The organism is Bradyrhizobium liaoningense, from assembly GCF_018130785.1.
GTDB lineage: Bacteria > Pseudomonadota > Alphaproteobacteria > Rhizobiales > Xanthobacteraceae > Bradyrhizobium > Bradyrhizobium liaoningense_A.
Window position 1 is genome coordinate 156,589 of sequence record NZ_JAFCJT010000003.1, and the last position, 23,072, is coordinate 179,660.

Here is a 23,072-nt window from a genome sequence, read left to right on the forward strand (position 1 = left end):
CAGGCATCGCGGGCGGCGGCAGTTGCGTTGGAGAGTACCGATGAGGGGGTTCGTTGTAGGCGCAGCCGTGTTGGTTGCAGCCGGCTGGACAGCTTCGGCAGAGGCCGCCGATCTCAATTACGGGCAGGGTGCGCCCTACACCGTCAATCAGCCGCTCAATGCCTATAGCTGGGCCGGTCCGTATCTCGGTGCCAATCTCGGCTATGAGTGGGGCTCGGTGAGTAACTCGCCAGTCAAGCCCTCCGGTTTCGTCGGCGGTGTGCAGGCCGGCTACAATTTCCAGAACGGTCCATGGGTGTTCGGCGTCGAGGGCGATATCCAGGCCGCCGGCGCTGATGACACCTTCGCGCCGTGGAAGTTCTCGAATCCCTGGTTCGGCACGCTGCGCGGCCGTGCGGGCTATGCCTTCAGCAACGTGCTGTTCTACGGCACCGCCGGCCTCGCCTTCGGCGAGCTGCGCGCGCAGACATTCGGCTGGACTGAGTCGCACACCACCGCTGGCTGGACCATCGGTGCCGGCGCGGAAGTCGGCTTCGCGCCGAACTGGAGCGCCAAGCTCGAATATCTCTACATCGATCTGTCGACGAGCCAGTTCGCAATTACCGGCGTGTCAAACGGGTATAGCGCCAGCGTTGTGCGCGCAGGCGTGAACTATCACTTCTGATAGCTGAAGAAGAAAATACCGGACACATCCTCCCGGCCGCTCGCGGCCGGGATTTTTTTGCGCCAGGTGTTCGCTCGAAAACGCTCTAGGAGAGGATGACCAAATTAACCGCCTTCGGTCCCTTCCCCTTCTTGTCCGGCTCGACTTCAAAAGTAATGCGCTGTCCTTCGGCGAGGTCTTTCAGTCCCGCCCGCTCCACAGCAGTAATGTGCACGAAGACGTCGCGGCCGCCGTCGTCGGGCTTGATGAAACCGTAGCCGCGCTCACCGTTAAAAAACTTGACCGTTCCCGTCATGGCCATCGGGAAACTCCCCCTCATTGCTCCTCCGTCGCGACGCAGACTCACGTCACGACATGACCGGGCCTTACGAAGCCCGGGAGCTGGCCATCCTTGGGCGGACCTTTCGGTCCGATCGGATCTTTCTTAGGCCTTCACTCCGCCGCAACCATTCGCGGAAGCGGAACGTAAAGCCAGTCACGGAAACAGCATAATACGGTTCTTTGCAGATTGACTACCGCCCCTGCATATTTTTCCCAAGAATGCCGGGGTGTTACGGCCGCGGCACCTCTAATCGGAATCTGGCAGCTCCGCCCTGTCCGAGCGGCATTTCCAGCTCGGGCAGGATCGTCTTGAGCTCACCGTGCAGCGTGTACGGCGGATTGACGATCAACAATCCGGTGGAGGTGAGGGCGGCACCATCAAGCTGCGGCGCGACACTGAATTCGAGGCGCAGACATTTTCCTGGTGGTTTTGCTGCGGCTGCGAGCCGCGCCACTGATTGCGCCAGTGTGTCGGTGGTGCGCCGGTTCTTGGCCGGATACCAGATTACATAGATACCGGTCGGCCATTTCGCGAAAGCCGCCGAGAAGGCGTCGCCGAGCTTTTCGAACTCGTCTTTCGCCTCGAACGGCGGATCGATCAGCACGAGTCCGCGCCGCTCCTTCGGCGGCACGAAGGCCGGCAGCGCCATCCAGCCGTCGAGATCGACCACGCGTGCCTGTTCGTCGCGGCGCAGCACGCTGATCAACGCCTTGCGTGCCTTCGGCTCGAGCTCGCAGGCGACGAGGCGATCCTGCGGCCGCATCAGCCCCCGCGCGATCAACGGCGAGCCTGGATAGGCCTTGAGCCCGCCCTTCGGATTGTAGGCGCGAACGATATCGAGATAGGGCTTGGTCAGCGCCACGCTCTCGTTCGAGAGGCGAGACTGCATCAGCCGCGCGATGCCGGTCAGCCATTCGCCGCTGCGGCGCGCCTCGTCGCTTTCGAGATCGTAGAGGCCGGCGCCCGCATGGGTGTCGATAACGCGGAACGCTCCCGGCTTGTCCTGGAGGTAGGTCATGATGCGCGCAAGCACGATGTGCTTGATGACATCGGCAAAGTTTCCGGCGTGGAAGGCGTGGCGGTAGTTCATGGTGGAGAGTTACGACATCGCGCGATGAAAGTAACTGCGGTCATTCCGGGTTCACGCTTCGCGCGCCCCGGAATGACGGCGACCCAGTCTACCCACCCCTGATCGGCGGCATCGTCACCTGGTCGCGGCGGCAGGCGCGACGCTCGATCTCCTCGCAGGCCCGGAATTGCAGGTCCTTGCTGAGGCAGATGCGGACCTCGGAGAGCCGGGTCCGGTTGCAGGTGACCGAGATGGCCGCGTTGCTCAGGCCCGCATTGGCCTTGATGAAGGCTTCCTCCACCTCGCCCGGCGCCACGGTCTTGGCCTGCGACAGTTCGAGATATTCCGCGGGAATCTTGATCGCGGCGCGCGCCTTTCGGATCGTCTCGAAATAATTGCGGCTGTCGAGCCCGGAGCAGGTGCCGTGCTTGTCCCATTCGTTGAAGATCAGCCCCGGCGCCGGCATCAGGTCGAGCATCGAAGAGACGATGTTGCGGTTCAGGCGCGGCGACGGCCGCTGGCAATATTCGGGGAAGCCATTCTCGTATTGCGGCCACAGCCCGTGCACCACGAACGCGTAGGGCCGCCCGCTGCACTGCATCTGCGAGCGACGGCCGCCGCGGTCGCGCTCGGACGCCTCCTCGCAGAACGAGGGCGACCAGGACAGCGACAGCACATAGAAATCGAATTCGCCGGGCGCGTTCTGCCGTTTGTCCTGGGCCTTCGCGCCGCCCGGCAGCGCGACCAGTCCGGCGGCAAGAACCAGTGGAAGGGTCAGGGAGATCACGAGACCGGAGAACGAATGCAATCTAAAATGAAACATGGCGACGCCCTCAACTAGACTGTGCAATCAGCCTAGCAGGTAACAAGAACATTTCAAGAACAAAATTCGAGCGGCAGCCGGCCAGCCGCCTGATCAGCCCGATTCAGGGCCTTTCGATCAAGGCTTTACGATCAGGGCCTGGCGGCGCGGCAGGCCGGATTGTAGGCCCAGTTGCGGTCCAGCCCGACCACACACCATTCGACACCATTGCCGTAACCCGCGAAGCCGCCATCCTCGATGATCGAGAAATGCACCTTGCGCACCTTGCCGTCATTGAGCATGGCATCGCCGGTGCAATAGCGGCGCGGAATGTTGTCGGACTGCCAGGGCCGGAACGCGATCTCGCGAACGCCGGCGAAGCCGGTGATCTTCAACGAGGAATTCCAGAACGAGCTTTCCTTCTCCCAGAACTGGGTGGCGATCGTCGGCAACGCCTTGTCGCAATCGGCGACGGCGCCGTCATAGCGCGGCCCGCTCAGCCAGAAGTTCAGCTCCAGCGGATTGGCGGCCCTGGCCTCACCGAGCGACAGCGCCCCGAACATGAGGCCGAGCACGGCGGCAAAGCGGAGCGATTTCAGGGAGAGGGCGCGCATGGGCAATCCGGACAGCTGGGTCTTGGAAGGTTGGACGGTGCCGCGAAGGCGGGGGGAGGTCAAGTGCAGCGCGGCAACACTTGGCCAAGAGTTGACCCTCACGTCGCAGCCGGCAGGGCATCAGTTCTTTTCATGGGCATCCCGGCACCGTAAACTGGCGCCAACCAATTGGAGTAACGGGAATGCGAATCATTGCGGCCGCAGGCCTTCTCGCCGGCCTGGTTGTCTCGGGCATGATGGCCAGCCAGCCGGCACGCGCGGACATGCTTCCGGTGCCGCCGTTCAAGGGCAACGACACCGGCGGCATCATCGCCTATTCGCTGGCGACGCAAGCCGACGCGCGTCAGGTCGCGGTCGACCACTGCGCGCGGTACGGCAAGGTCGTGAAATTCCTCGCGGTGCAGGCCTATGAGGGCGGCTACATCTCGTTCTCATGCCGCTGGGTGCCCTATGGCGCCGCCGATCAGCCGATCCGCACGCTCTACTGAGGCGCCGTCGTAGCGCTGCATCTCTCAGCCGGGAGCTCTCCACATGACGCGCAAACTCGCTTTGCTCGGCTCGGCCCTTTGTCTCGTCCTGGCGGCAGGCAGCGCCAGTGCCGATGACCTGCCGGTGCGCAAGGCCGGCCTTTGGGAGATGAAGATGGTCAGGACCGGCACGCCCGTGCCCGAGATGACCATGCAGCACTGCACCGACGAGACCGTCGACAAGGAGATGAGCAACAACATCTCCCCGATGGCAAAGCAGATCTGCGCCAAGCAGGACATCAAGAAGACCGCGACCGGCTATGTCAGCGATTCCGAGTGCAACGTCGCCGGCATCAGCACGACTTCGCACGCCGAGATCACGGGCGATTTCAACTCGGCCTATACGGTGAAGACCACGTCGCACGCACAGGGCGGCGCGGCCGGCGCCGCAGGCCGCGACACGACGATGCAGCTCGAAGCCAAATGGCTCGGGGCCTGCAAGCCCGACCAGAAGCCCGGCGACATCGTGATGCCCGGCGGCTTCAAGATGAACGTGCGCGACATGGACAAGCTGAAGGCGTTGTTGCCGAAGTAGGTGAGATCGTAGCCCGGATGACCTTTCCCTCTCTCCTTGCAAGGGGAGAAGGGAAGAGCTGCTACACCGGAATCCGCACGCTCGCCCTCAGTCCGCCCATCGGGCTGTCGCCGAGGGTGATGTCGCCGCCATGCGAGCGCGCGATGTCGCGGGCGATGGCGAGGCCAAGGCCCGTGCCGCCTTCGTCCTGGTTGCGGGCATTGTCCAGCCGCAGGAACGGCTTGAATACTTCTTCGCGCAAATGCGCGGGAATGCCGGGGCCGTCGTCATCGACCGTCACGGTCAAATAACGGTGATCGCGCTGGCCGGTGATGGCGATCGCCTTGCCGTAGCGCGCCGCGTTGGTGACGAGGTTGGCGAGGCAGCGCTTGAACGAGGCCGGCTTCACGGTGACCACGGGCAGGCCGTGGAACGCAACGGTCGCGGTGTGGCCGTGGCGTTCGGCGTCGCTGCGCAGCTCCTCGAGCGCCTGCGCCATGTCGGTCGGCTGCGATTGCTCGCCGGAATCGCCGCGGGCAAACGCAAGGTAGTCCTCCAGCATCATCGACATCTCGTCGACGTCCTTGCGCATGCCCTCGAGCTCCGGGTTGTCGCCAATCAGCGCCAGCTCGAGCTTGAACCGGGTCAGGATGGTGCGCAGATCGTGGCTGACGCCGGCGAGCATCGCGGTGCGCTGCTCCATCGTGCGCTCGATGCGTGACTTCATTTCGAGGAAGGCGACCGCCGCGCGCCGTACCTCGCGCGCGCCGCGCGGCCTGAAGTTCGGCGCCTCGCGGCCCTTGCCGAAACTTTCGGCGGCGTCTGCCAGCCGCAGGATCGGTCTGATCTGGTTGCGCAGGAATAGCACCGCGACGATCAGGAGGATCGAGGACGTGCCGACCATCCAGAACAGGAAGATCTCCGAGTTCGAGGCATAGGCGGCACTGCGCTGCGCGAACACGCGCATCACGGCGTCGTCGAGCTGGATGCGGATCTCGACGACGTTGGAGCGGCCGACCGTATCGATCCAGAACGAGCGCCCGATCTGGCGGCCGAGCTGCACCGACAGCGTCTGGTCGAGCAGCGAGAAGAACGGCTTTGGTCCCGGCGGCGGCATGTCGCCAGCCGGCAGGAAATCGACGACGAGGCCGAGCCGCTGCTGGGCGATGCGGCGGACCTGGTCGCGGTCCTTGTCCTGCGGATAGCCCTTGTAGACGTCGATCAGCGCGGCGATGTCTTGCACCACCGCGGCCGACAGGCGGCGCGTCACCGTGTTCCAGTGCCGCTCCATGAACACGAAGGCGACGACCGACTGGAGGATCACCATCGGCACGATCATGATGAGGAGCGCGCGGGCGTAGAGGCCGGTCGGCATCCAGCCTTTGAACGCGTTGCCCATCCAGCCATTGGCGGCGGAGACGCGGCCGGCGGCGCTTTTCAACAGCGTCAGGCCGGTATCGATCGTGCTCATCGGTCGCGCTTCACTGATTTATGGCGAGGCCACCAGGCGGTAGCCGATGCCGCGCACCGCCTGGAGGAACAGCGGATTGGCGGGATCGGTCTCGATCTTGCGCCTGAGGCGGTTGATCTGCACGTCGACGGCGCGCTCGTTGACACTGCCATTGCCGGTGAGCGCGCTGCGCGGCACGGTCTCGCCCGGTGTTTCCGAGAGAACCCGCAACATCTCGCGTTCGCGGTCGGTGAGGTGAATGACCTCCTCGCCCTGGCGCAGTTCGCCGCGATCGAGATGGTAGATGTAAGGGCCGAACGCGATCTTCTCCACTGTGGCGGCCTGCGGCGGCGGCGCCGCGCGCTTGAGGATATTGTTGATGCGCAGCGCAAGCTCGCGCGGCTCGAACGGTTTTGCCACGTAGTCGTCGGCGCCGATTTGCAGGCCTTCGATGCGCGCTTCGGCTTCATGCCGCGCCGTCAGCATCACGATCGGCACCGAAGAGGAGGTCCGGATGAAGCGGGCGAGATCGAAGCCGGTCTCGCCCGGCATCATGACGTCGAGGATCAGCAGGTCGAAATGCAGGCCCAGGAGCTTCGAGCGCGCATCGCCGGCGCTCGCCGCGGTGGTGACGCGATAGCCTTCGCTGGCGAGAAATCGCGACAACAGATCGCGGATGCGGCGGTCGTCGTCGACGAGCAGAAGATGCGGCGCATCGTCGGCCGGTTCTACCGGCGGGCGGGCGAGCGTGGCAGCGAACGGCACGTTCACTCCTTTCCGTCTTGATTGACGTTGGCGAAGATCGTCTCTAGCACCTTGTCCGGATCGTCGCGGTCGATCATCGCGCGCAGGAAGCGCTTGACGGTCTCGGCATCCTGCGGCGCCATCTCGGCGAGCGCCTTGGTGATCCGCGTGGTCTGGAGCCCGGCGAGCTTCTGCACCAGCGCCTCGCCCTTCGGCGTCGCGTAGAGCAGGCGCTGGCGGCGGTCGTTGTCGCCGGTCTTCTGCACGATATAGCCCTCGTCCAGGAGCTGCTTGAGCACGCGGCCGAGCGACTGTTTTGTGATGCGCAGGACGTCGAGGAGATCGGCGACCTTGAGACCGGGATAGCGGTAGACGAAATGCATGACCCGGTGGTGGGCTCGGCCGAAGCCGAAGGCCTCCAGCTCCTGGTCGGGATCGCCGACGAAATCACGATAGGCGAAGAACAGCAGTTCAATGATATCCCAGCGCAAATTGCCTCCATCGCCTGCGGCCGGCCGCAGCTCGGCAGCGTCTTGAGAGGGAGTCGCGAAATTTATGTCAGGCATATTGACGTATCTTGGGTTCAATGTTACAAAACGATCAGCCCGCACGAAATTTTAGATCGTTCTGCGTCGGGTGGCAGTTTCAAGAGCGGCCGGAGAGAGCCGGACAGGCGGCAACGGCCGAAGCAGATCTACCGTGCAATTGTCGAGCGGCATTTCGGCAAAACATACTGGACTTCCGTCTTCCGCAAAAGCATGTCCTCGGCGACATGCTGGCCACGGAAACCGGCCGTAACAAGGCTGGCGGCGGTCCAGCCAGAAAGCTAATCAAGCCAGCCGGGCCTAAACAGGGCAGGCGGGCGCCAGAACAGCGCCGCTACCGGCAGCGGGAGGCAAGGACATGAGCATGAAATTCGACATCCAGCCCGCATCCAATCCGACATCCGAGAAGGACCGCGTCGCCAAGCTGGTGGATCCCGGCTTCGGACGGGTCTTCACCGATCACATGGCGATCGTCCGCTACAACCAGGCCAAGGGCGGCTGGTACGAAGCACGCGTCGAGGCGCGCGCCAACTTCCAGCTCGATCCGGCCGGCGCCGTCCTGCACTACGCGCAGGAAATCTTCGAAGGCCTCAAGGCCTACAAGCGCGACGATGGCGGCGTGAACCTGTTCCGCCCCGACGCCAATGCACGGCGCTTCAAGGACTCCGCCGACCGCATGGCGATGGCACAGCTCCCCGAAGACGTCTTCATCGAAGCCGTCGAGCAGGTCGTGCGCATCGACCGCGCCTGGATGCCGGGCGGCGAGGGCAGCCTTTATCTGCGCCCCTTCATGATCGCGAGCGAGACCTTCCTCGGCGTCAAGCCGTCGTCCGAGTACATCTTCGCGGTGATCGCTTCGCCGGTCGGCTCCTACTTCAAGGGCGGACCCGCCCCGGTCTCGATCTGGGTGTCGGAGAACTACACGCGCGCGGCGATCGGCGGCACCGGCGCGGTCAAGTGCGGCGGCAATTATGCCGCGAGCCTGCGCGCCCAGGCCGAAGCGATCCAGCACGGCTGCGATCAGGTCGTCTTCCTCGACGCGGTCGAGCGCCGCTACATCGAGGAGCTCGGCGGGATGAACGTCTTCTTCGTGTTCGACGACGGCTCGCTCTCGACGCCGCCGCTCGGCACGATCCTGCCGGGCATCACCCGCGACTCCATCATCGCGCTCGCGAAGGATGCCGGCAAGACGGTGCGCGAAGAGCCGTACTCGCTCGACCAGTGGCGCAAGGATGCGGCGAGCGGCAAGCTCAAGGAAGCGTTCGCCTGCGGCACCGCGGCCGTGATCTCGCCGATCGGCAAGGTGCGCTCGGTGAGCGGCGATTTCGACATCAGCGGTGGCGCCGCCGGTCCCGTCGCGATGGGCCTGCGCAAGCAACTCGTCGACATCCAGTACGGTCGCAACAACGATCCGCACAACTGGATCCGCAAGGTGCTTTGATACGACATTGATAGCGTTTCCCCTCTTCCTTGAGGGAGAGGGGAAACACGCAACGTTTGTGGCTTATTGCGCTATGAACGTGCTGCTGCCGACACGCGACAAAGCCAGGAGACATCGAAGCATCCTGGACATCGCGATCATGGCAACACAACTTTCCCAACCCCTGAAATGGGTCGTTCTCGCCGCAATCACCGGCGTCAGCGTTTTCAGCATCCTGACCATCGGCCCCGCGCCCGAGGTCGCAGCGCAAGACCGCTCGCCGATCGTCGAGGTGCGCACCACCGATCCCGAGATGAACACCGCGATCGCGCGCGCCCGCGGCACGCTTCCCACCTTCTGGGCCTCCTATGAATCGCAAAAGCCGTCGGAGGCAGGGCACTCCCTGAAAGTGCGCTTTTCGACCCGCCGGGGCGGCGAGCACATCTGGATCGCCGAGGTGAAGAAGCTGCCCAACGGCACCTATTCCGGCTTCTTCGCCAACGAGCCGCGCGATCTGCCTGGCAAGCGGGCAGGCGACGAGGTCAAGTTCAGCGAAGCCGACATTTCGGACTGGATGTTCATGCGCAGCGGCAAGATCGTCGGCGGCGAGACCATCAAGCCGACGCTGAAATCGCTGCCGAAGGCGGATGCCGATGCCCTGAGGGCCCGGATGGAGCAGCCTTAAGGGGGCGCGGTCGGTCTCTCTTCCCCTCTCCCCGCAAGCGGGGCGAGGTGAAGCGAACTCCGGTTGCCGCATCCCGCGTCGGCTGGTAAACGCCCGCATGGCCGAGAAACCCAAAAAACCCCAGAAACTGAAGGCGCGCCTGCCGCGCGGGCTCGAGGATCGCGATCCCGCGGCGATCCGGGCGACGCGCGAGATGGTCGAGAAGATCCGCGCCGTCTACGAGCTCTACGGGTTCGAGCCCGTCGAGACGCCGGCGATGGAATACACCGACGCGCTCGGCAAGTTCCTGCCCGACCAGGATCGCCCGAACGAGGGCGTGTTCTCGTTCCAGGACGACGACGAGCAGTGGATCAGCTTGCGCTACGATCTGACCGCGCCGCTCGCGCGCTATGTCGGCGAGCGCTACGGCACCGACGGTCTGGTCCTGCCCTATCGCAGCTACCGCGTCGGCTACGTCTTCCGCAACGAGAAGCCCGGCCCGGGCCGCTTCCGCCAATTCATGCAGTTCGATGCCGACACGGTAGGCTCGGCGACGCCGGCGGCGGATGCCGAGATCTGCATGATGGCGGCGGACACGATGGAGGCGCTCGGCATCGCGCGCGGCTCCTATGTCGTGAAGGTCAACAACCGCAAGGTGCTCGACGGCGTCCTCGAAGCCATCGGGCTCGGCGGTGACGAGAACGCAGGCCGCAGGCTGACCGTGCTGCGCGCAATCGACAAGCTCGACAAGTTCTCCGCCGACGAAGTGCGCAAGCTGCTCGGTCCCGGACGATGGGATGGCGGCGAAGAAGGCAAGGGCGACTTCACGAAGGGCGCCAACCTGAGCCCGGCGGAGGCTGATGTTGTTCTCGCCATCACCAAACCGCGCGACGATTGGAAAGACGCGATCGCCGCGGCGGAAACTTACCTCGCCAAGAGCGAGATTGGTCAGGCCGGCGTGAGCGAGCTGGAAGAGATCGCCAAGCTGGTGACGGCGTCCGGCTATCGTGCGGACCGCATCAAGATCGATCCGTCCGTCGTGCGCGGCCTCGAATATTATACCGGCCCCGTCTACGAGGTCGAACTCCTGCTCGAGACCAAGGACGAGAAGGGCCGTCCCGTGCGGTTCGGCTCGGTCGGTGGCGGCGGGCGTTACGACGGCCTCGTCTCGCGCTTCCGCGGTGAGCCGGTGCCGGCGACCGGGTTCTCGATCGGTGTGTCGCGCCTGCAGGCTGCGCTGACGCTGCTCGGCAAGCTCGACACCCGGCCCGAGTTCGGGCCCGTCGTCGTCACCGTGTTCGATCGCGACCGCGTCGCCGACTACCAGAAGATGGTCGCATCCCTGCGCACCGCCGGCATCCGCGCCGAGCTCTATCTCGGCAATCCCAAGAACATGGGCAACCAGCTCAAATATGCCGACCGCCGCAACAGCCCCTGCGTGATCATCCAGGGCTCCGATGAGAAGGCGCGCGGCGAGCTGCAGATCAAGGATCTGATCGAAGGCGCCAAGGCCGCCGCCGCGATTGCCTCCAACCAGGAGTGGCGCGAGAGCCGCCCGGCGCAGTTCTCGTGCAGCGAAGCCGACCTCGTCGCAAAGGTGCGCGAAGTCCTGGGCCGCCATGACGTAAAGTGGGGATAGCCATTCCGGAAGGCAGTCACGCCCGGGCTTGTCCCAGGCATCCACGTCTTGTTTGATGGTGACCGTCAACGGCCGGTGTTCGGCTGCAAGGGAGAGAACTATGCCTGAGATTACCGTCAGCATGGCCGAAGGCCGCACCGACGAGCAGAAGGCCGGCATGATGCGCGACATCACCCAGGCCCTGGTGAAGAATCTCGGCGTCGATGCCGATGCGGTCGTCATCCAGATCAACGAAGCCCCGCTTCGCCACAAGATGAAGGGCGGCAAGACCTTTGTGGAGCGCGCGGCGGCGGCGAAGAAATAGCCAGCGCTATATCGGCAGTCTCCACTGTCGTCCCCGCGAAAGCGGGGACCCATAACCACAGGGAGTGGTTATCTGGCGAGCTGGTAACTCCGAGTCTTCGTCAAACTCAATCCTGTGGTTATGGGTCCCGGATCAGCGCTCGCTACGCTCGCTTGTCCGGGACGACAGCGGAGTTTGAGGCTCCCATGGACGCACGCGACTTCATCAAGGTCGGCATGAGTGCCGAGCGCACGCTGGTTGTGCCGGCGGAGCGCACGGTCGGGCATTTCGTGCCCGGCATGCCCATGGTCTACGCGACCCCGATGATGATCCTGGAGATGGAGATGACCTCGGGCGATGCGATCCGCGCCGCGCTGCAGCCGGGCTGGGTCACCGTCGGCACCGAAGTCGATATCCGCCACCTCGCAGCCGCTCTCGTCGGCGCGACGGTGCGGACCACCGCGAAGGTGGTTGCAGTCGAGCGCCGCGTCATCCGCTTCGAGGTCGAGGCGTTCGAGGGCACGCGCAGGCTCGGCGAGGGCCGCCATGCGCGCGGGCTCGTCAATGTCGAGATGTTCAACAAGCGGCTGGGGGCGTAGCGGCGAGCGCGATGCCGTAGGGTGGGCAAAGGCGCGAAGCGCCGTGCCCACCATCTTTTCGGGATCGCGAACGAAGTTGGTGGGCACGCTTCCGCCTTCGCTCGTCGAGCTTCGGCGGACAAGTCGCTTTGCCCACCCTACGGCACCGTCTTACTTCGCCAGTTCCTTCGATCGTTTCGTCGCCGCCGCGATCGCGCGGATCATCAGGTCGCGCAGGCCAGGCTCGCCCATCAGCACGCCGAGTGCTGCGGCGGTGGTGCCGCCCGGCGAGGTGACGTTCTGGCGCAACGTGCTGGAGGGAAGCTCCGACTGATGCAGAAGCTCACCGGAGCCGGCGACGGTTTCGCGTGCAAGCTTCGTCGCCAGCGCTTCGGGCAGTCCGGCCTCGACGCCGGCGCGCGCGAGCTCTTCGGCGAGCAGGAACACATAGGCCGGGCCTGAGCCGGATACCGCGGTGACCGCATCCATCAGGCCTTCATCCTCGACCCATTCGACCGAGCCGGTGGCGCGCAGCAGCGCATCGGCCACCGCGCGCTGCGTGGCGCTGACGTTCTTCGCCGCGACGGCGACCGTGATGCCGCGACCGATCGCGGCCGGCGTGTTCGGCATCGCGCGCACCACGGCGCCACCGCAGACCTCTTCGAGCGATGCGATCGTGGTGCCCGCCATGATCGAGACCACCGAGGTTTTTTCCGAGACGAATGACTTCAGCTTGGGACCGGCCTCGCGGAATATCTGCGGCTTCACCGCGACGACCAGCGTCTCGACGTGGCCAGCCGCCTTCACGTCGGGATTGAGCGCGACGCCCTTGGCGGCCAGCGCCGTAAACTCGGGCGAGATGTGCGGATCGATCACCGCGACACGGTGCGGGTCGAGCCCGCCCGAAAGCCATCCGGTCAGCATCGCGCCGCCCATCTTGCCGGCGCCGGCGAGAAGGATGGTCCCGGTGATATTCTTGAGGGTGCTGTTTGCCATCGCTGTTACCACAAACTCGCTGTCGTCCCTGCGAACGCAGGGACCCATAACCACAGGAGGTTCTAGTGGACGGAAGGCAGAGCAACAAGCGTCGCGCGATACCGAGAAATCACGCGGTAGGGGTCCCGGATCTGCGCGTCGCTTGTCCGGGACGACGCTGAGGAGGGAGCGGCTGCCCCCTCACTCTCTTGGAGAGAGACCTTACGCCTCTCCCACCGTGTCGAACATCGCCGCGTCCATCGCCTGCGCGGTGGTCTTGCCGGCCCACACCACGAACTGGAACGCGGGAAAGTAGCGCTCGCAGGCATGGATGGCGCCGGCGAGCATGGCTTCGCATTGCGCGGTCGAGGCAGTCAGGCCGCCGGGCAGCACCAGCGCCTGGCGGTGCATGATCATGCCGGTGTTGGTCCACAGGTCGAAATGGCCGACCCACAATTGCTCGTTGACCGCAGCGACCAGCCGTTGCACTTCGCTCCGCCGCGCAACCGGGATCTTCATGTCGAAGGCGCAGGCCAGATGCAGCGCCTCGATCTCGCCCATCCAGGTGAAGGAGATCTGATAGTCGGTCCATTGTCCCTTGGAGACAATCGTGAGCTCGTCTTCGCCGGAGCGTTCGAACGGCCAGTTGTTGCTGGCAGCGATGTCCTCGACCACCGCGAGCGGGTGATTTCTGGAATCGATAGTGCCTTCGAGCAGGGACATTCCGTCTCGACCTCTTGCCTTCTTGTTGTCTTTGATACGCACGCGGTCGGCCCGGCGCGCTCCCTCAACGTCGCTGTCGCGATCCCCTCGGATCAGCGCGAGCCTGTCGCGGATCAAGTGATGTGATTTGCGGAATCTGCGCAACTGGCTGCCGAGTCCGTCCACAAGCCAGGACTCGTTCGTCCACAGCTCATCTCCGCCACAATTCTTAACGAATGAGAACAAATCGGAATCGGATTCGCCGATGGCGCGCCAATCGTTAATTCCGCCGGGCGAGGCCACACCCGTCATGGCGGCATGGGACCATGCGGTTTTTGATGCGGAACGCGCTTGCTGCGGCCGCCGGGCGGCGTCATATTTCCGGTCAGGCCGTTCATCCCGGGCGGCCGATGTTCTCAGGGCGGGGTGAAAGTCCCCACCGGCGGTAAGGGTCGCAAGGCCTAAGCCCGCGAGCGCCTTCCCGAAGGATTTTTCTGACGGGAAGGGTCAGCAGATTCGGTGCAACTCCGAAGCCGACGGTTAAAGTCCGGATGAAAGAGAACGGTCGGTGGCAGACGCATCGCAAGGTGCGGCTGTTTGTCGTTCCGTGTGCCCTGATTCTGGTCCTTTGAAGGAAAGCCATGAATCAGATGTTGCAAGACCCCCAAACCGAAACTTCCGAAGTCACCCAACCGCCGGTTCCGCAGGATCCGGCACCCGAGCATCCGCGCTTCGCGAAACCGCAGCGGGTGGCCTTCGTGCAGGCCTGCTGGCACCGCGACGTGGTCGAGGAGGCCCGCATCGCCTTCGTGAAGGAGGCAGCTGCGCGTCACCTCAATCATGTCGACGTGTTCGAGGTGCCGGGCTCGTTCGAGATCCCGCTGCATGCGCAGATCCTCGCCAAGACGCGGCGCTACACCGCGATCGTCGCGGCGGGCCTCGTCGTCGATGGCGGCATCTACCGACACGAGTTCGTCGCCGACACCGTGATCAAGGCGCTGATGGACGTGCAGCTGCGCACTGAGGTGCCGGTGTTCTCCGCGGTGCTGACGCCGCAGCAATTCCACGAGACCGAGGTGCATTACGATTTCTTCCGCAGGCACTTTGCGATCAAGGGCGTCGAGGTTGCGGAAGCGTGCGCCAACACGCTGCTCGGGCTTGAGCGCTTGCGCGGCCAGGTCGCGGCGGGAATTGTGTAGCGCGCCCTTCACACGGCGCTGATTGTCAATCCCGCCGCCGTCCCTATAAAGTCGGCGGCGGGAGGAGGCCGTGCCGTGGAGACGGGCGGCCGTCAAGGTCATGTTCGAAGGACACGATCCCTATCTCGTCGCGCTCTCGGTGGCGATCGCGAGTCTGGGTGGCTACACCGGCTTTGCGCTTGCTGCTCGCATCCGCAACACGCCTGGCGTCAGTAACCGCGTTCTGCTCGCGGGTGCGGCCGCGTTTCTGGCGGTCGGCATCTGGACCATGCATTTCGTCGGCATGCTGGCCGCGCCGCTGCCGCCCGATACGGTCTATCTGGTTCTCCCCACCATCATCTCGTTCCTGATCTGCGCGCTGGTGGTCGGCATCTCGCTGTTCTTCGTCTCGATTGGCGAGCCAACGCTGAAGCGGGTGGCCTCGTCGGCCGTGCTGCTCGGCGTCGGCATCGCCAGCATGCATTATGTGGGGATCCATGGCCTCGCCGGCCATTTCGGTATCGTCCACGACCGGACTATGGTGCTGCTCTCGGTCGTGGTCGCGATCGTCACCGCCTATGGCGGCCTTCGCGCCTTCCTGGCGCAGCAGGAAGGCGTCCGGCTGATCGTCAGCTCGATTGTTTTCGGCATTGCCGTCTCCGGCATGCACTACACCGCGATGCTCGGCATGCATTTCGAGCCGCTGACGGGCGCTGCGCATCACCATGTCGGCGGCGGCCTCGCCGCATCGCAGCAAATTCTGTCGATCATCGTTGCCGTGCTGTGCTTCGTCATCGCGGCCGGCTTCTTGCTGTCGCTCGTCCCCGATCAACGGCGTCAGACTTCGAACTCTGCTGCCGCCGAACCGGTTACTTCGCCGGTCGCGGCGGCCGCCATTGAACTGATTGCTGCGCCGGCTGCAGCTCCGCGTCCTGTGGCCCCGCTCGGCGGTCTCGGTCAGCCGCCGCGCACGCCGGTTCCACGGTTGCCGGTCGAGAGCGCCGACGGGACACATTTCATCGAGACGGCCAACGTCCGCAGCGTTCGGGCGGACGCGCATTACACCCGCGTCCATGACGGCACCCGCGAGCGGATGTGCCCGTGGTCGATCTCCGAAGCCGAGGCGCAGCTCGATCCCTCGCTATTCCTGCGGGTGCACCGCAGCCATATCGTCGCGATCCCGCATGTCGCGCTGGTCCGGAAAGAAGGCGATGGCGCCGTGCTCGAGCTCGACGGCCCGTCGCCGCACCGGGTGCCGGTGAGCCGGGCCAAGATAGCCGAGGTGAAGGCGCGGCTGGGGCTGGCGAACCGGCGGCAGGCGTAGGACTCAGACCACACGGGAAGTGCTCGCCCTTCTCCTACCCTCCAGGGGAGAGTGGGCATCCTGCGCCATAGGTCGTTCTTTCTGTCGCAGTTCGTGCTCTTCCAGCCGCATCTCGTGCGAAAAACCTCGATTTGTGCCCGAATAGTTGCGGCGGCCCCAACGCAAGAGTGAGCCTCCCCCCAACGTCCGCGCCGTCGCGCGCAAAGGACGACGAGGAGGAGATGATGATCCCAGGCTCATTCAGCTATCACCGGCCGGCGAGTGTCGCCGATGCCGTCAAGCTATTGTCAGACCTCGGCGAGGATGCCCGGCCCCTGGCCGGCGGGCACAGCCTAGTGCCGATGATGAAGCTTCGGCTCGCCACCCCCGCCCACCTGATCGATCTTCACGGCATCGCCGCCCTGAAGGGCATCCGCCGCGACGGCCAAAATCTCGTCATCGGCGCGATGACCACCCAGCACGAACTGCTGGCCTCGGACGACGTCGCCAGGTCGATGCCGATCCTGCACGAGGCGGCGCTGCTGATCGCCGACCCGCAGGTGCGCTACCGCGGCACGATCGGCGGCAATGTCGCCAATGGCGATCCCGGCAATGACATGCCGGCGCTGATGATGACCTTGGGGGCAACCTATCGCCTCGAAGGCCCGGGTGGCTCCCGCGACGTCGCGGCGACCGATTTCTACCAGGGCGCCTATTTCACTGCGCTCGAGCCTGGCGAAATTCTCACCTCGGTGTCGGTTCCGGTACCGGCGGCCGGCCACGGCTACGCCTACGAAAAGCTCAAGCGCAAGGTCGGTGATTACGCGACTGCCGCTGCCGCCGTCGTTCTCACCATGGCCGGCGGCAAGGTCGCGACCTGCTCGATCGGGCTGACCAACGTACACGAGACGCCGCTGCTCGCCGCTGACGCCGCCAAGGCCGTGATCGGGACCAGCCTTGATGCAGCCACACTAAAGAAGGTCGCCGCTGCCGCCGAAGCGATCATGGCGCCGGCCGCGGACGCGCGCGGACCGGTCGAATACCGAAAGCATGTCGGCGGCGTCATGGTGACGCGGGCGCTGCAGCGTGCCGCTTCCGTCGCAAAATAAGGGGAGGGGATCGATGGCCAAAACACACGTAACTATGAAGGTGAACGGCGCCGAGGTCGAAGGCCTCGTCGAGCCGCGCACGTTGCTGGTGCATTTCATCCGCGAGAATCTGCAGATGACCGGCACCCATATCGGCTGCGAGACCACGCATTGCGGCGCCTGCACCGTCGATATCGACGGCATGTCGGTGAAGTCCTGCACCATGTTCGCGGTGCAAGCCCAGGGCAGCGACATTACCACGGTCGAAGGCATGGCCAATGCAGACGGCACGCTCTCGGCGCTGCAGGAAGGTTTCCGCATGATGCACGGCCTGCAATGCGGCTTCTGCACGCCCGGCATGATTGTCCGCGCGCATCGGCTCTTGAAGGAGAATCCCTCGCCGAGCGAGCAGGAAATCCGGATGGGCATCTCCGGCAACATCTGCCGCTGCACCGGCTACCAGAACATCGTCAAAGCCATTCAATACGCCGCCGCGAAGATCAACGGCGTGGAATTCCGGGAGGCCGCAGAATGAATGACCTTACTCCCACGCGGGAACAACGCACCGCTGCGCTCGAAGGCATGGGCTGCAAGCGCAAGCGCGTCGAGGACATCCGCTTCACCCAGGGCAAGGGCAATTATGTCGACGACGTCAAGCTGCCCGGCATGCTGCATGGCGATTTCGTCCGCTCGCCGCATCCGCACGCGCGCGTCAAGAAGATCGACGACAGCGCGGCGCTGAAGGTGCCGGGCGTGCTCGCGGTCATCACCGCCGAGACGCTGAAGACCGTCAACCTCGCCTGGATGCCGACGCTCGCCGGCGACGTGCAGATGGTGTTGGCCGACGGCAAGGTGCTGTTCCAGAACCAGGAGGTCGCCTTCGTGGTCGCGACCGACCGCTATGCGGCCGATGACGGCATCAACGCGGTCATCGTCGAGTACGAGCCGCTGCCGCCGCTGGTCGATCCCTTCAAGTCGATGGACAAGGATGCGCCGGTGCTGCGCGAGGACCTCGTTGGCAAGACCACCGGCGCGCATGGTCCGCGCAAGCACGACAACCACATCTTCGAGTGGACCGTCGGCGACAAGGAGCTGACCGACGCCGCCTTCAACAAGGCCGAGGTCAAGATCAAGGAGATGATCTCCTATCACCGCACCCATCCGTCGCCGCTCGAGACCTGCCAGTGCGTCTGTTCGTTCGACAAGATCAAGGGCGAGCTGACGATCTACGGCACGTTCCAGGCCCCGCACGTGATCCGCACGGTGGTTGCGCTGATCGCAAAGCTGCCGGAGCAGAAGATCCACGTGATCGCGCCCGATATCGGCGGCGGCTTCGGCAACAAGGTCGGCGCCTATCCCGGCTATATCTGCGCGGCCGTCGCCTCCATCGTCACCGGCAAGCCGGTGAAATGGGTCGAGGACCGGATCGAGAACCTGACCGCGACTTCGTTTGCGCGCGACTATCACATGACGACCGAGATCGCCGCGACGAAGGATGGCAAGGTGACGGGTCTTCGTGTCCACGTGCTCGCCGATCACGGCGCGTTCGATGCCTGCGCCGACCCGTCGAAATGGCCGGCCGGCTTCTTCAACATCGTTACCGGCTCTTATGACTTCCCGACCGCGCACCTGGCGGTCGACGGCGTCTACACCAACAAGGCGCCCGGCGGCGTCGCCTACCGCTGCTCGTTCCGCGTCACGGAGGCCGCCTACTGCATCGAGCGCGCCATGGATATCCTGGCGCAGAAGCTCAACATGGACCCGGCGGAGTTGCGGCTGAAGAACTTCATCAAGCCGGAGCAGTTCCCGTATCACTCGGCGCTGGGCTGGGAGTACGATTCCGGCGACTACCACACCGCCATGCGCAAGATGATGGAGACGACCGGCTACGCCGCACTCCGGAAGGAGCAGGCGGAGAAGCGCGCCGCGTTCGCGCGCGGCGAGACCCGCGAGATCATGGGTCTCGGCGTCTCCTTCTTCACCGAGATCGTCGGCGCCGGCCCGTCGAAGAATTGCGACATCCTCGGCATCGCGATGTTCGACTCCTGCGAGATCCGCATGCATCCGACCGGTGCAGGCATCGCGCGGATGGGCACCAAGAGCCAGGGCCAGGGCCACGAGACGACCTGGGCCCAGATCATCGCAACCGAGATCGGCATTCCCGCCGACAACATCATGGTCGAGGAGGGCAACACCGACACCGCGCCTTACGGGCTCGGCACCTACGGCTCGCGCTCGACGCCGGTGGCGGGCGCCGCGATCGCGATGGCCGCGCGAAAGATCAAGGCCAAGGCGCAGATGATCGCGGCCTACAAGCTCGAGGTCCACGAGGACGATCTCGAATTCGACATCGACGGCTTCCGAGTGAAAGGTCTGCCGGAAAAATTCATGTCGATGAAGGATATCTGCTGGGCGGCCTACAACTCGGTGCCCCCTGGCATGGAGCCCGGGCTGGAGGCGGTCAGCTATTACGACCCGCCCAACATGACCTATCCGTTCGGCGCCTATCTCTGCGTGATGGACATCGATGTCGATACCGGCGTGTACAAGGTCCGGCGCTTCTACGCGCTCGACGATTGCGGCACCCGCATCAACCCGATGATCATCGAGGGTCAGGTGCATGGCGGCCTCACCGAGGCCTTCGCCATCGCGATGGGCCAGGAGATCCGCTACGACGACGTTGGCAACGTCGTCACCGGCTCGTTCATGGATTTCTTCATGCCGACCGCGGTGGAGACGCCGCATTGGGAGACCGACTTCACCGTCACCCCGTCGCCGCATCACCCGATCGGCGCCAAGGGCGTTGGCGAGAGCCCGAATGTCGGCGGCGTGCCTGCCTTCTCCAATGCCGTCAACGACGCGTTCTCGTTCCTGGGCTCAACGCATATCCAGATGCCGCACGATTTCTGGCGCAACTGGAAAGCGGCGAAGGATCTGGGGGCGGTGGCGTAGTGTTGTCGTCATTGCGAGAAGCGAAGCGACGAAGCAATCCAGACTTTCTTTGCTGTGGCATTCCTGGATTGCTTCGCTTCGCTCGCAATGACGGAGGAATAGGGAGATGAAAAACCGTGACGAAATCGCGCAAGCACTGGCCGCGTCGGGCTATATCGCCGATGCGGATCTTGCGACCGCGATCTCGCTGATGCAATTGTTGCGGCGTCCGCTGCTGCTCGAAGGCGAAGCGGGCGTCGGCAAGACGGAAGTGGCGAAAGCACTTGCAAAAGTGCACGCGACCGAGCTGATCCGCCTGCAATGCTACGAAGGCCTCGATCAGTCCTCCGCTCTCTACGAGTGGAACTACCAGCGGCAGTTGCTGGCGATCCAGGCCCATCGCGGCATGGACAGCATCGAGGATCAGGTCTTCTCGGAAAAATACCTGCTGGAGCGTCCGCTGCTTGCCGCGATCCGCCGCGCACAGGCGCCGGTGCTGCTGATCGATGAGATCGACCGCGCCGACGACGAGTTCGAGGCCTTCCTGCTGGAGCTGCTGTCGGACTTCCAGGTCTCGATCCCCGAGCTCGGCACGATCGCGGCCGTCACGATCCCGCATGTCGTGCTGACCTCGAACGGCACGCGCGAGCTCTCCGACGCGCTGCGCCGGCGCTGCCTCTATCACTATGTCGATTATCCCGACGTGGATCGCGAGACCCGCATCATTCTGGCGCGCGTCGCTGGCGCCAGCCCGTCGCTGTCACTCCAGATCGCGCGCATGGTCGAGAACGTGCGCAAGGAGGAGCTGCGCAAGGTCCCCGGCGTCGCCGAGACGCTGGACTGGGCGGCGGCCCTGGTCGGCCTCGAGATCAGCGATCTCCACGACGCGCCCGAGACCGTGTATGAGACGCTGGTCTGTCTGTTGAAGACCCATGAGGACCGCGCCCGCGTCACGCCCGAGGTGACGCAGCGTCTGTTGGGGAGGGTCGCATGAGCTGTTGCGGCTCCAGCCCCGGATATGACGACCTCAATGAGGTCTCTCGTCTCGTGTCCGCGCGTCTCGCCGCCTTCCTGCGCACGCTTCGCGATGCCGGTTTTCGCGTCGGGCTCGCCGAAGGGCAGGATGCCGCGTCCCTGATGACCGCGGGCTACGCCGCCAGGCCAGGCCTGCTGCGCGCGGCGTTCAAGCATCTGTTCTCGGCACGCAAATCCGACTGGGACAAGTTCGACGGTCTGTTCGACGCGTTCTGGTTGGGCAAGCGCGTGCGCTCGCGCTCCCGCACGATTGGGTCGACGTCCGGCGCCAACAATCCTTCGCTGAAGAGCCTGCGGGACGCGGCGGCAGAGCAGGGCGGCAACCAGACCGTTACCGACCAGCTTTCGTCGTCCGATGATGCGCCGGAAGGCGGCTCCGGCGAGGGCCGCATGGAAGGCGCCTCGCGAGCGGACAATCTTGCGGAAGTCGATTTCAGGAAGCTGAGCGATCCCGATCAGGTCGCGCAGGCCCATGAGGCCGCAGCCCAACTCGCCAGGGCGATGCGCACACGGCTGACGCGGCGCGATCTGGCGCGCCGGCGCGGCTACCGGCTCGATCTCCGCCGCACCATTCATCGCAACATCAGCCATGGTGGTGTGCCGATCAGCCTCGTCAAGCGCCAGCGCAAGGACAAGCCACTGCGGCTAGTCGTGCTGCTCGATGCCTCTGGCTCGATGAACATGTACACCGCGGTGTTCCTGCGCTTCATCCACGGCGTCCTCGACCAGTTCCGTGAGGCCGAGGCGTTCCTGTTCCACACGCGTCTGGCCTATGTCTCCGATGCGATGAAGGAGAAGGACGCCAGCCGCGCGCTCGACCGGCTCTCGATCATGGCGCAAGGCGCGGGTGGCGGCACCAGGATCGGCGAGAGCCTGCAGACCTTCAACCGCTGGCACGCCGCACGCGTGATCCATTCGCGCAGTTGCGTGATGATCGTGTCGGATGGTTACGAGACCGGCGATGCCGCGCTGCTCGGGCGGGAGATGGCCGCACTGTCGCGTCGTTGCCGCCGCATCGTCTGGCTCAATCCGATGATGGCGTGGGAGGGCTATGCGCCCGAGGCCAGAGGCATCAAGGCGGCACTGCCGCATGTCGATCTCTACGCGCCCGCCAATTCGCTGCAAAGCCTGCGCGCGCTCGAACCCTATCTGGCGAAGCTTTGAGGAGGCTTCCGATGACCGCTCATGTCGAAGTGCTTGACGTAGTCGCACAGATGAAGGCCGCCGAGCGTGCCTTCGTGCTCGCGACGGTGGTGCGTACGGTGTCGGTGACCGCGGCGAAGGCTGGCGCCAAGGCGATCATCGCGGCCGACGGCACCATCGTCGCGGGCTGGATCGGCGGGGGCTGCGCCAAGGGCGCGGTGCTGAAGGCGGCGCGCGAGGCGCTCGCCGATGGCGAGCCGCGCATGGTGTCGGTGCAGCCGGAGAACCTGCTGGCCGAGCTCGGCGTCAGCGCGGGCGAGAGCCGCGACGGCATTCGCTTCGCCAGCAACATGTGCCCGAGCAAGGGCACGATGGACATCTTCGTTGAGCCGGTGCTGCCGCATCCCTCGCTCGTCATTCTCGGTGCGAGCCCGGTGGCGCTGTCGCTTGCGGCGCAGGCGCGCGTGCTCGGTTATCACGTCACGCTCGCCGCGCCGGTTGCCGATCGCACGGCGCAGCCGGATGCCGATGCGGTCATCGATGGTTATCACCTCGGCGAGCTCAACGACGCAAAGCGCTTCGTCGTGGTCTCGACGCAAGGCAAGGGCGATGAAGCCGCCTTGCGTGCCGCGGTCGCGACCAAAGCCGACTACCACGCCTTCGTCGGCAGCCGCCGCAAGATGGCTTCGTTGCGCGCCAAGCTCCTCGCAGAAGGCACCAATGCCGCCGCGATCGACGATGTCAAGGCACCGGCCGGGCTCGATCTCGGCGCCATCACCCCGGAGGAGATCGCGATGTCGATCCTCGCCGAGATCACCCGGGACCGAAGGCGCGGGCAGCGCGCCGCCAATCAGGCAGCCAGCAGAGAGTGAGACACCGATT

General features: G+C 64.8%; 25 protein-coding genes and 1 riboswitch. Of the genes, 16 read left to right on the forward strand and 9 right to left on the reverse strand.

Annotated features, from left to right (window positions below):
- The first annotated feature begins 40 nt into the window (after positions 1–40).
- Positions 41–664 (forward strand): outer membrane protein, encoded by a 624-nt coding sequence (locus JQ627_RS11030; protein ID WP_014491976.1) that lies wholly within the window; start codon positions 41–43, stop codon positions 662–664.
- An 85-nt stretch (positions 665–749) separates the two neighbouring features.
- Here JQ627_RS11030 and JQ627_RS11035 read toward each other — a convergent pair whose 3' ends face one another.
- From JQ627_RS11035 to JQ627_RS11050, 4 genes are all read right to left on the reverse strand, one after another.
- Positions 750–965: a cold-shock protein gene (locus tag JQ627_RS11035; protein ID WP_008544396.1), complete on the reverse strand. Its 216-nt coding sequence runs from the start codon at positions 963–965 to the stop codon at positions 750–752.
- Positions 966–1,215: 250 nt separating this feature from the next.
- Entirely contained in the window at positions 1,216–2,076 is an 861-nt protein-coding gene (locus JQ627_RS11040) for a 23S rRNA (adenine(2030)-N(6))-methyltransferase RlmJ (protein ID WP_212484247.1), read from the reverse strand.
- Positions 2,077–2,164: 88 nt separating this feature from the next.
- On the reverse strand, positions 2,165–2,878 hold the full coding sequence (locus JQ627_RS11045) for a ribonuclease T2 family protein (protein WP_212484248.1): 714 nt from the start codon (positions 2,876–2,878) through the stop codon (positions 2,165–2,167).
- A gap of 131 nt (positions 2,879–3,009) precedes the next feature.
- Positions 3,010–3,471, reverse strand: coding sequence for a hypothetical protein (locus JQ627_RS11050; protein ID WP_212484249.1), 462 nt, complete (start codon positions 3,469–3,471; stop codon positions 3,010–3,012).
- Between the two features lie 182 nt (positions 3,472–3,653).
- On the opposite strand from JQ627_RS11050, the gene JQ627_RS11055 reads away from it, so the two are divergent.
- Entirely contained in the window at positions 3,654–3,959 is a 306-nt protein-coding gene (locus JQ627_RS11055; protein ID WP_212484250.1) for a hypothetical protein, read from the forward strand.
- 43 nt (positions 3,960–4,002) lie between these two features.
- Positions 4,003–4,533 carry a DUF3617 family protein gene (locus JQ627_RS11060; RefSeq protein ID WP_212484251.1) on the forward strand — a complete coding sequence of 177 codons (531 nt, stop codon included), beginning with the start codon at positions 4,003–4,005 and terminating at the stop codon, positions 4,531–4,533.
- 61 nt (positions 4,534–4,594) lie between these two features.
- On the opposite strand, the gene JQ627_RS11065 is transcribed toward JQ627_RS11060, so the two are convergent.
- The 3 genes from JQ627_RS11065 to JQ627_RS11075 are packed head-to-tail and all read right to left on the reverse strand — an operon-like array spanning position 4,595 to position 7,272.
- Positions 4,595–5,983 (reverse strand): ATP-binding protein, encoded by a 1,389-nt coding sequence (locus tag JQ627_RS11065; RefSeq protein ID WP_212484252.1) that lies wholly within the window; start codon positions 5,981–5,983, stop codon positions 4,595–4,597.
- Between the two features lie 18 nt (positions 5,984–6,001).
- A complete protein-coding gene (locus JQ627_RS11070; protein WP_212484253.1) occupies positions 6,002–6,733 on the reverse strand; it encodes a response regulator in 732 nt (243 codons plus the stop codon).
- Positions 6,730–7,272: a MarR family winged helix-turn-helix transcriptional regulator gene (locus JQ627_RS11075; RefSeq protein WP_212484254.1), complete on the reverse strand. Its 543-nt coding sequence runs from the start codon at positions 7,270–7,272 to the stop codon at positions 6,730–6,732. Before JQ627_RS11075 ends, JQ627_RS11070 begins: the two co-directional genes overlap by 4 nt.
- Positions 7,273–7,609: 337 nt before the next feature.
- Here JQ627_RS11075 and JQ627_RS11080 point away from each other — a divergent pair, with 337 nt between their 5' ends.
- From JQ627_RS11080 to JQ627_RS11100, 5 genes are all read left to right on the forward strand, one after another.
- Complete coding sequence (locus tag JQ627_RS11080; RefSeq protein WP_212484255.1) at positions 7,610–8,692, forward strand: branched-chain amino acid aminotransferase; 1,083 nt, start codon at positions 7,610–7,612, stop codon at positions 8,690–8,692.
- Positions 8,693–8,831: 139 nt separating this feature from the next.
- Positions 8,832–9,356 (forward strand): YegJ family protein, encoded by a 525-nt coding sequence (locus JQ627_RS11085; RefSeq protein WP_212484256.1) that lies wholly within the window; start codon positions 8,832–8,834, stop codon positions 9,354–9,356.
- A gap of 97 nt (positions 9,357–9,453) precedes the next feature.
- Positions 9,454–10,974 carry a histidine--tRNA ligase gene (gene hisS / locus JQ627_RS11090; protein ID WP_212484257.1) on the forward strand — a complete coding sequence of 507 codons (1,521 nt, stop codon included), beginning with the start codon at positions 9,454–9,456 and terminating at the stop codon, positions 10,972–10,974.
- A 55-nt stretch (positions 10,975–11,029) separates the two neighbouring features.
- Positions 11,030–11,278 (forward strand): tautomerase family protein, encoded by a 249-nt coding sequence (locus tag JQ627_RS11095; RefSeq protein WP_212484258.1) that lies wholly within the window; start codon positions 11,030–11,032, stop codon positions 11,276–11,278.
- Positions 11,279–11,463: 185 nt separating this feature from the next.
- Entirely contained in the window at positions 11,464–11,856 is a 393-nt protein-coding gene (locus JQ627_RS11100; RefSeq protein ID WP_063985570.1) for a thioesterase family protein, read from the forward strand.
- A 150-nt stretch (positions 11,857–12,006) separates the two neighbouring features.
- Here the strand turns inward: JQ627_RS11100 and proC are convergent, their stop codons facing one another.
- Both proC and JQ627_RS11110 read right to left on the reverse strand, forming a co-directional pair.
- The gene (gene proC / locus JQ627_RS11105; RefSeq protein ID WP_212484259.1) at positions 12,007–12,831 is read right to left on the reverse strand and encodes a pyrroline-5-carboxylate reductase; all 825 of its coding nucleotides are present in this window, start codon (positions 12,829–12,831) and stop codon (positions 12,007–12,009) included.
- Positions 12,832–13,032: 201 nt separating this feature from the next.
- A complete protein-coding gene (locus JQ627_RS11110) occupies positions 13,033–13,533 on the reverse strand; it encodes a YbjN domain-containing protein (protein ID WP_028169834.1) in 501 nt (166 codons plus the stop codon).
- A 387-nt stretch (positions 13,534–13,920) separates the two neighbouring features.
- Positions 13,921–14,079, forward strand: a riboswitch (FMN riboswitch).
- Between the two features lie 74 nt (positions 14,080–14,153).
- On the opposite strand from JQ627_RS11110, the gene JQ627_RS11115 reads away from it, so the two are divergent.
- From JQ627_RS11115 to JQ627_RS11150, 8 genes are all read left to right on the forward strand, one after another.
- Positions 14,154–14,711, forward strand: coding sequence for a 6,7-dimethyl-8-ribityllumazine synthase (locus tag JQ627_RS11115; RefSeq protein WP_014491991.1), 558 nt, complete (start codon positions 14,154–14,156; stop codon positions 14,709–14,711).
- Positions 14,712–14,811: 100 nt separating this feature from the next.
- Positions 14,812–16,014 (forward strand): MHYT domain-containing protein, encoded by a 1,203-nt coding sequence (locus JQ627_RS11120; RefSeq protein ID WP_212484471.1) that lies wholly within the window; start codon positions 14,812–14,814, stop codon positions 16,012–16,014.
- Positions 16,015–16,238: 224 nt separating this feature from the next.
- Positions 16,239–17,102, forward strand: a complete 864-nt coding sequence (locus JQ627_RS11125) for a xanthine dehydrogenase family protein subunit M (RefSeq protein WP_212484260.1) — start codon at positions 16,239–16,241, stop codon at positions 17,100–17,102.
- Positions 17,103–17,115: 13 nt separating this feature from the next.
- Positions 17,116–17,616 carry a (2Fe-2S)-binding protein gene (locus JQ627_RS11130; RefSeq protein ID WP_212484261.1) on the forward strand — a complete coding sequence of 167 codons (501 nt, stop codon included), beginning with the start codon at positions 17,116–17,118 and terminating at the stop codon, positions 17,614–17,616.
- Positions 17,613–20,033, forward strand: a complete 2,421-nt coding sequence (locus tag JQ627_RS11135) for an aerobic carbon-monoxide dehydrogenase large subunit (protein WP_212484262.1) — start codon at positions 17,613–17,615, stop codon at positions 20,031–20,033. The genes JQ627_RS11130 and JQ627_RS11135 overlap by 4 nt, the downstream gene beginning before the upstream one ends.
- A gap of 106 nt (positions 20,034–20,139) precedes the next feature.
- Positions 20,140–21,006, forward strand: coding sequence for a MoxR family ATPase (locus JQ627_RS11140; RefSeq protein ID WP_212484263.1), 867 nt, complete (start codon positions 20,140–20,142; stop codon positions 21,004–21,006).
- A complete protein-coding gene (locus JQ627_RS11145) occupies positions 21,003–22,211 on the forward strand; it encodes a VWA domain-containing protein (RefSeq protein WP_212484264.1) in 1,209 nt (402 codons plus the stop codon). Before JQ627_RS11140 ends, JQ627_RS11145 begins: the two co-directional genes overlap by 4 nt.
- Before the next feature lie 11 nt (positions 22,212–22,222).
- Positions 22,223–23,062: an XdhC family protein gene (locus JQ627_RS11150; protein WP_212484265.1), complete on the forward strand. Its 840-nt coding sequence runs from the start codon at positions 22,223–22,225 to the stop codon at positions 23,060–23,062.
- Positions 23,063–23,072: the final 10 nt, after the last annotated feature.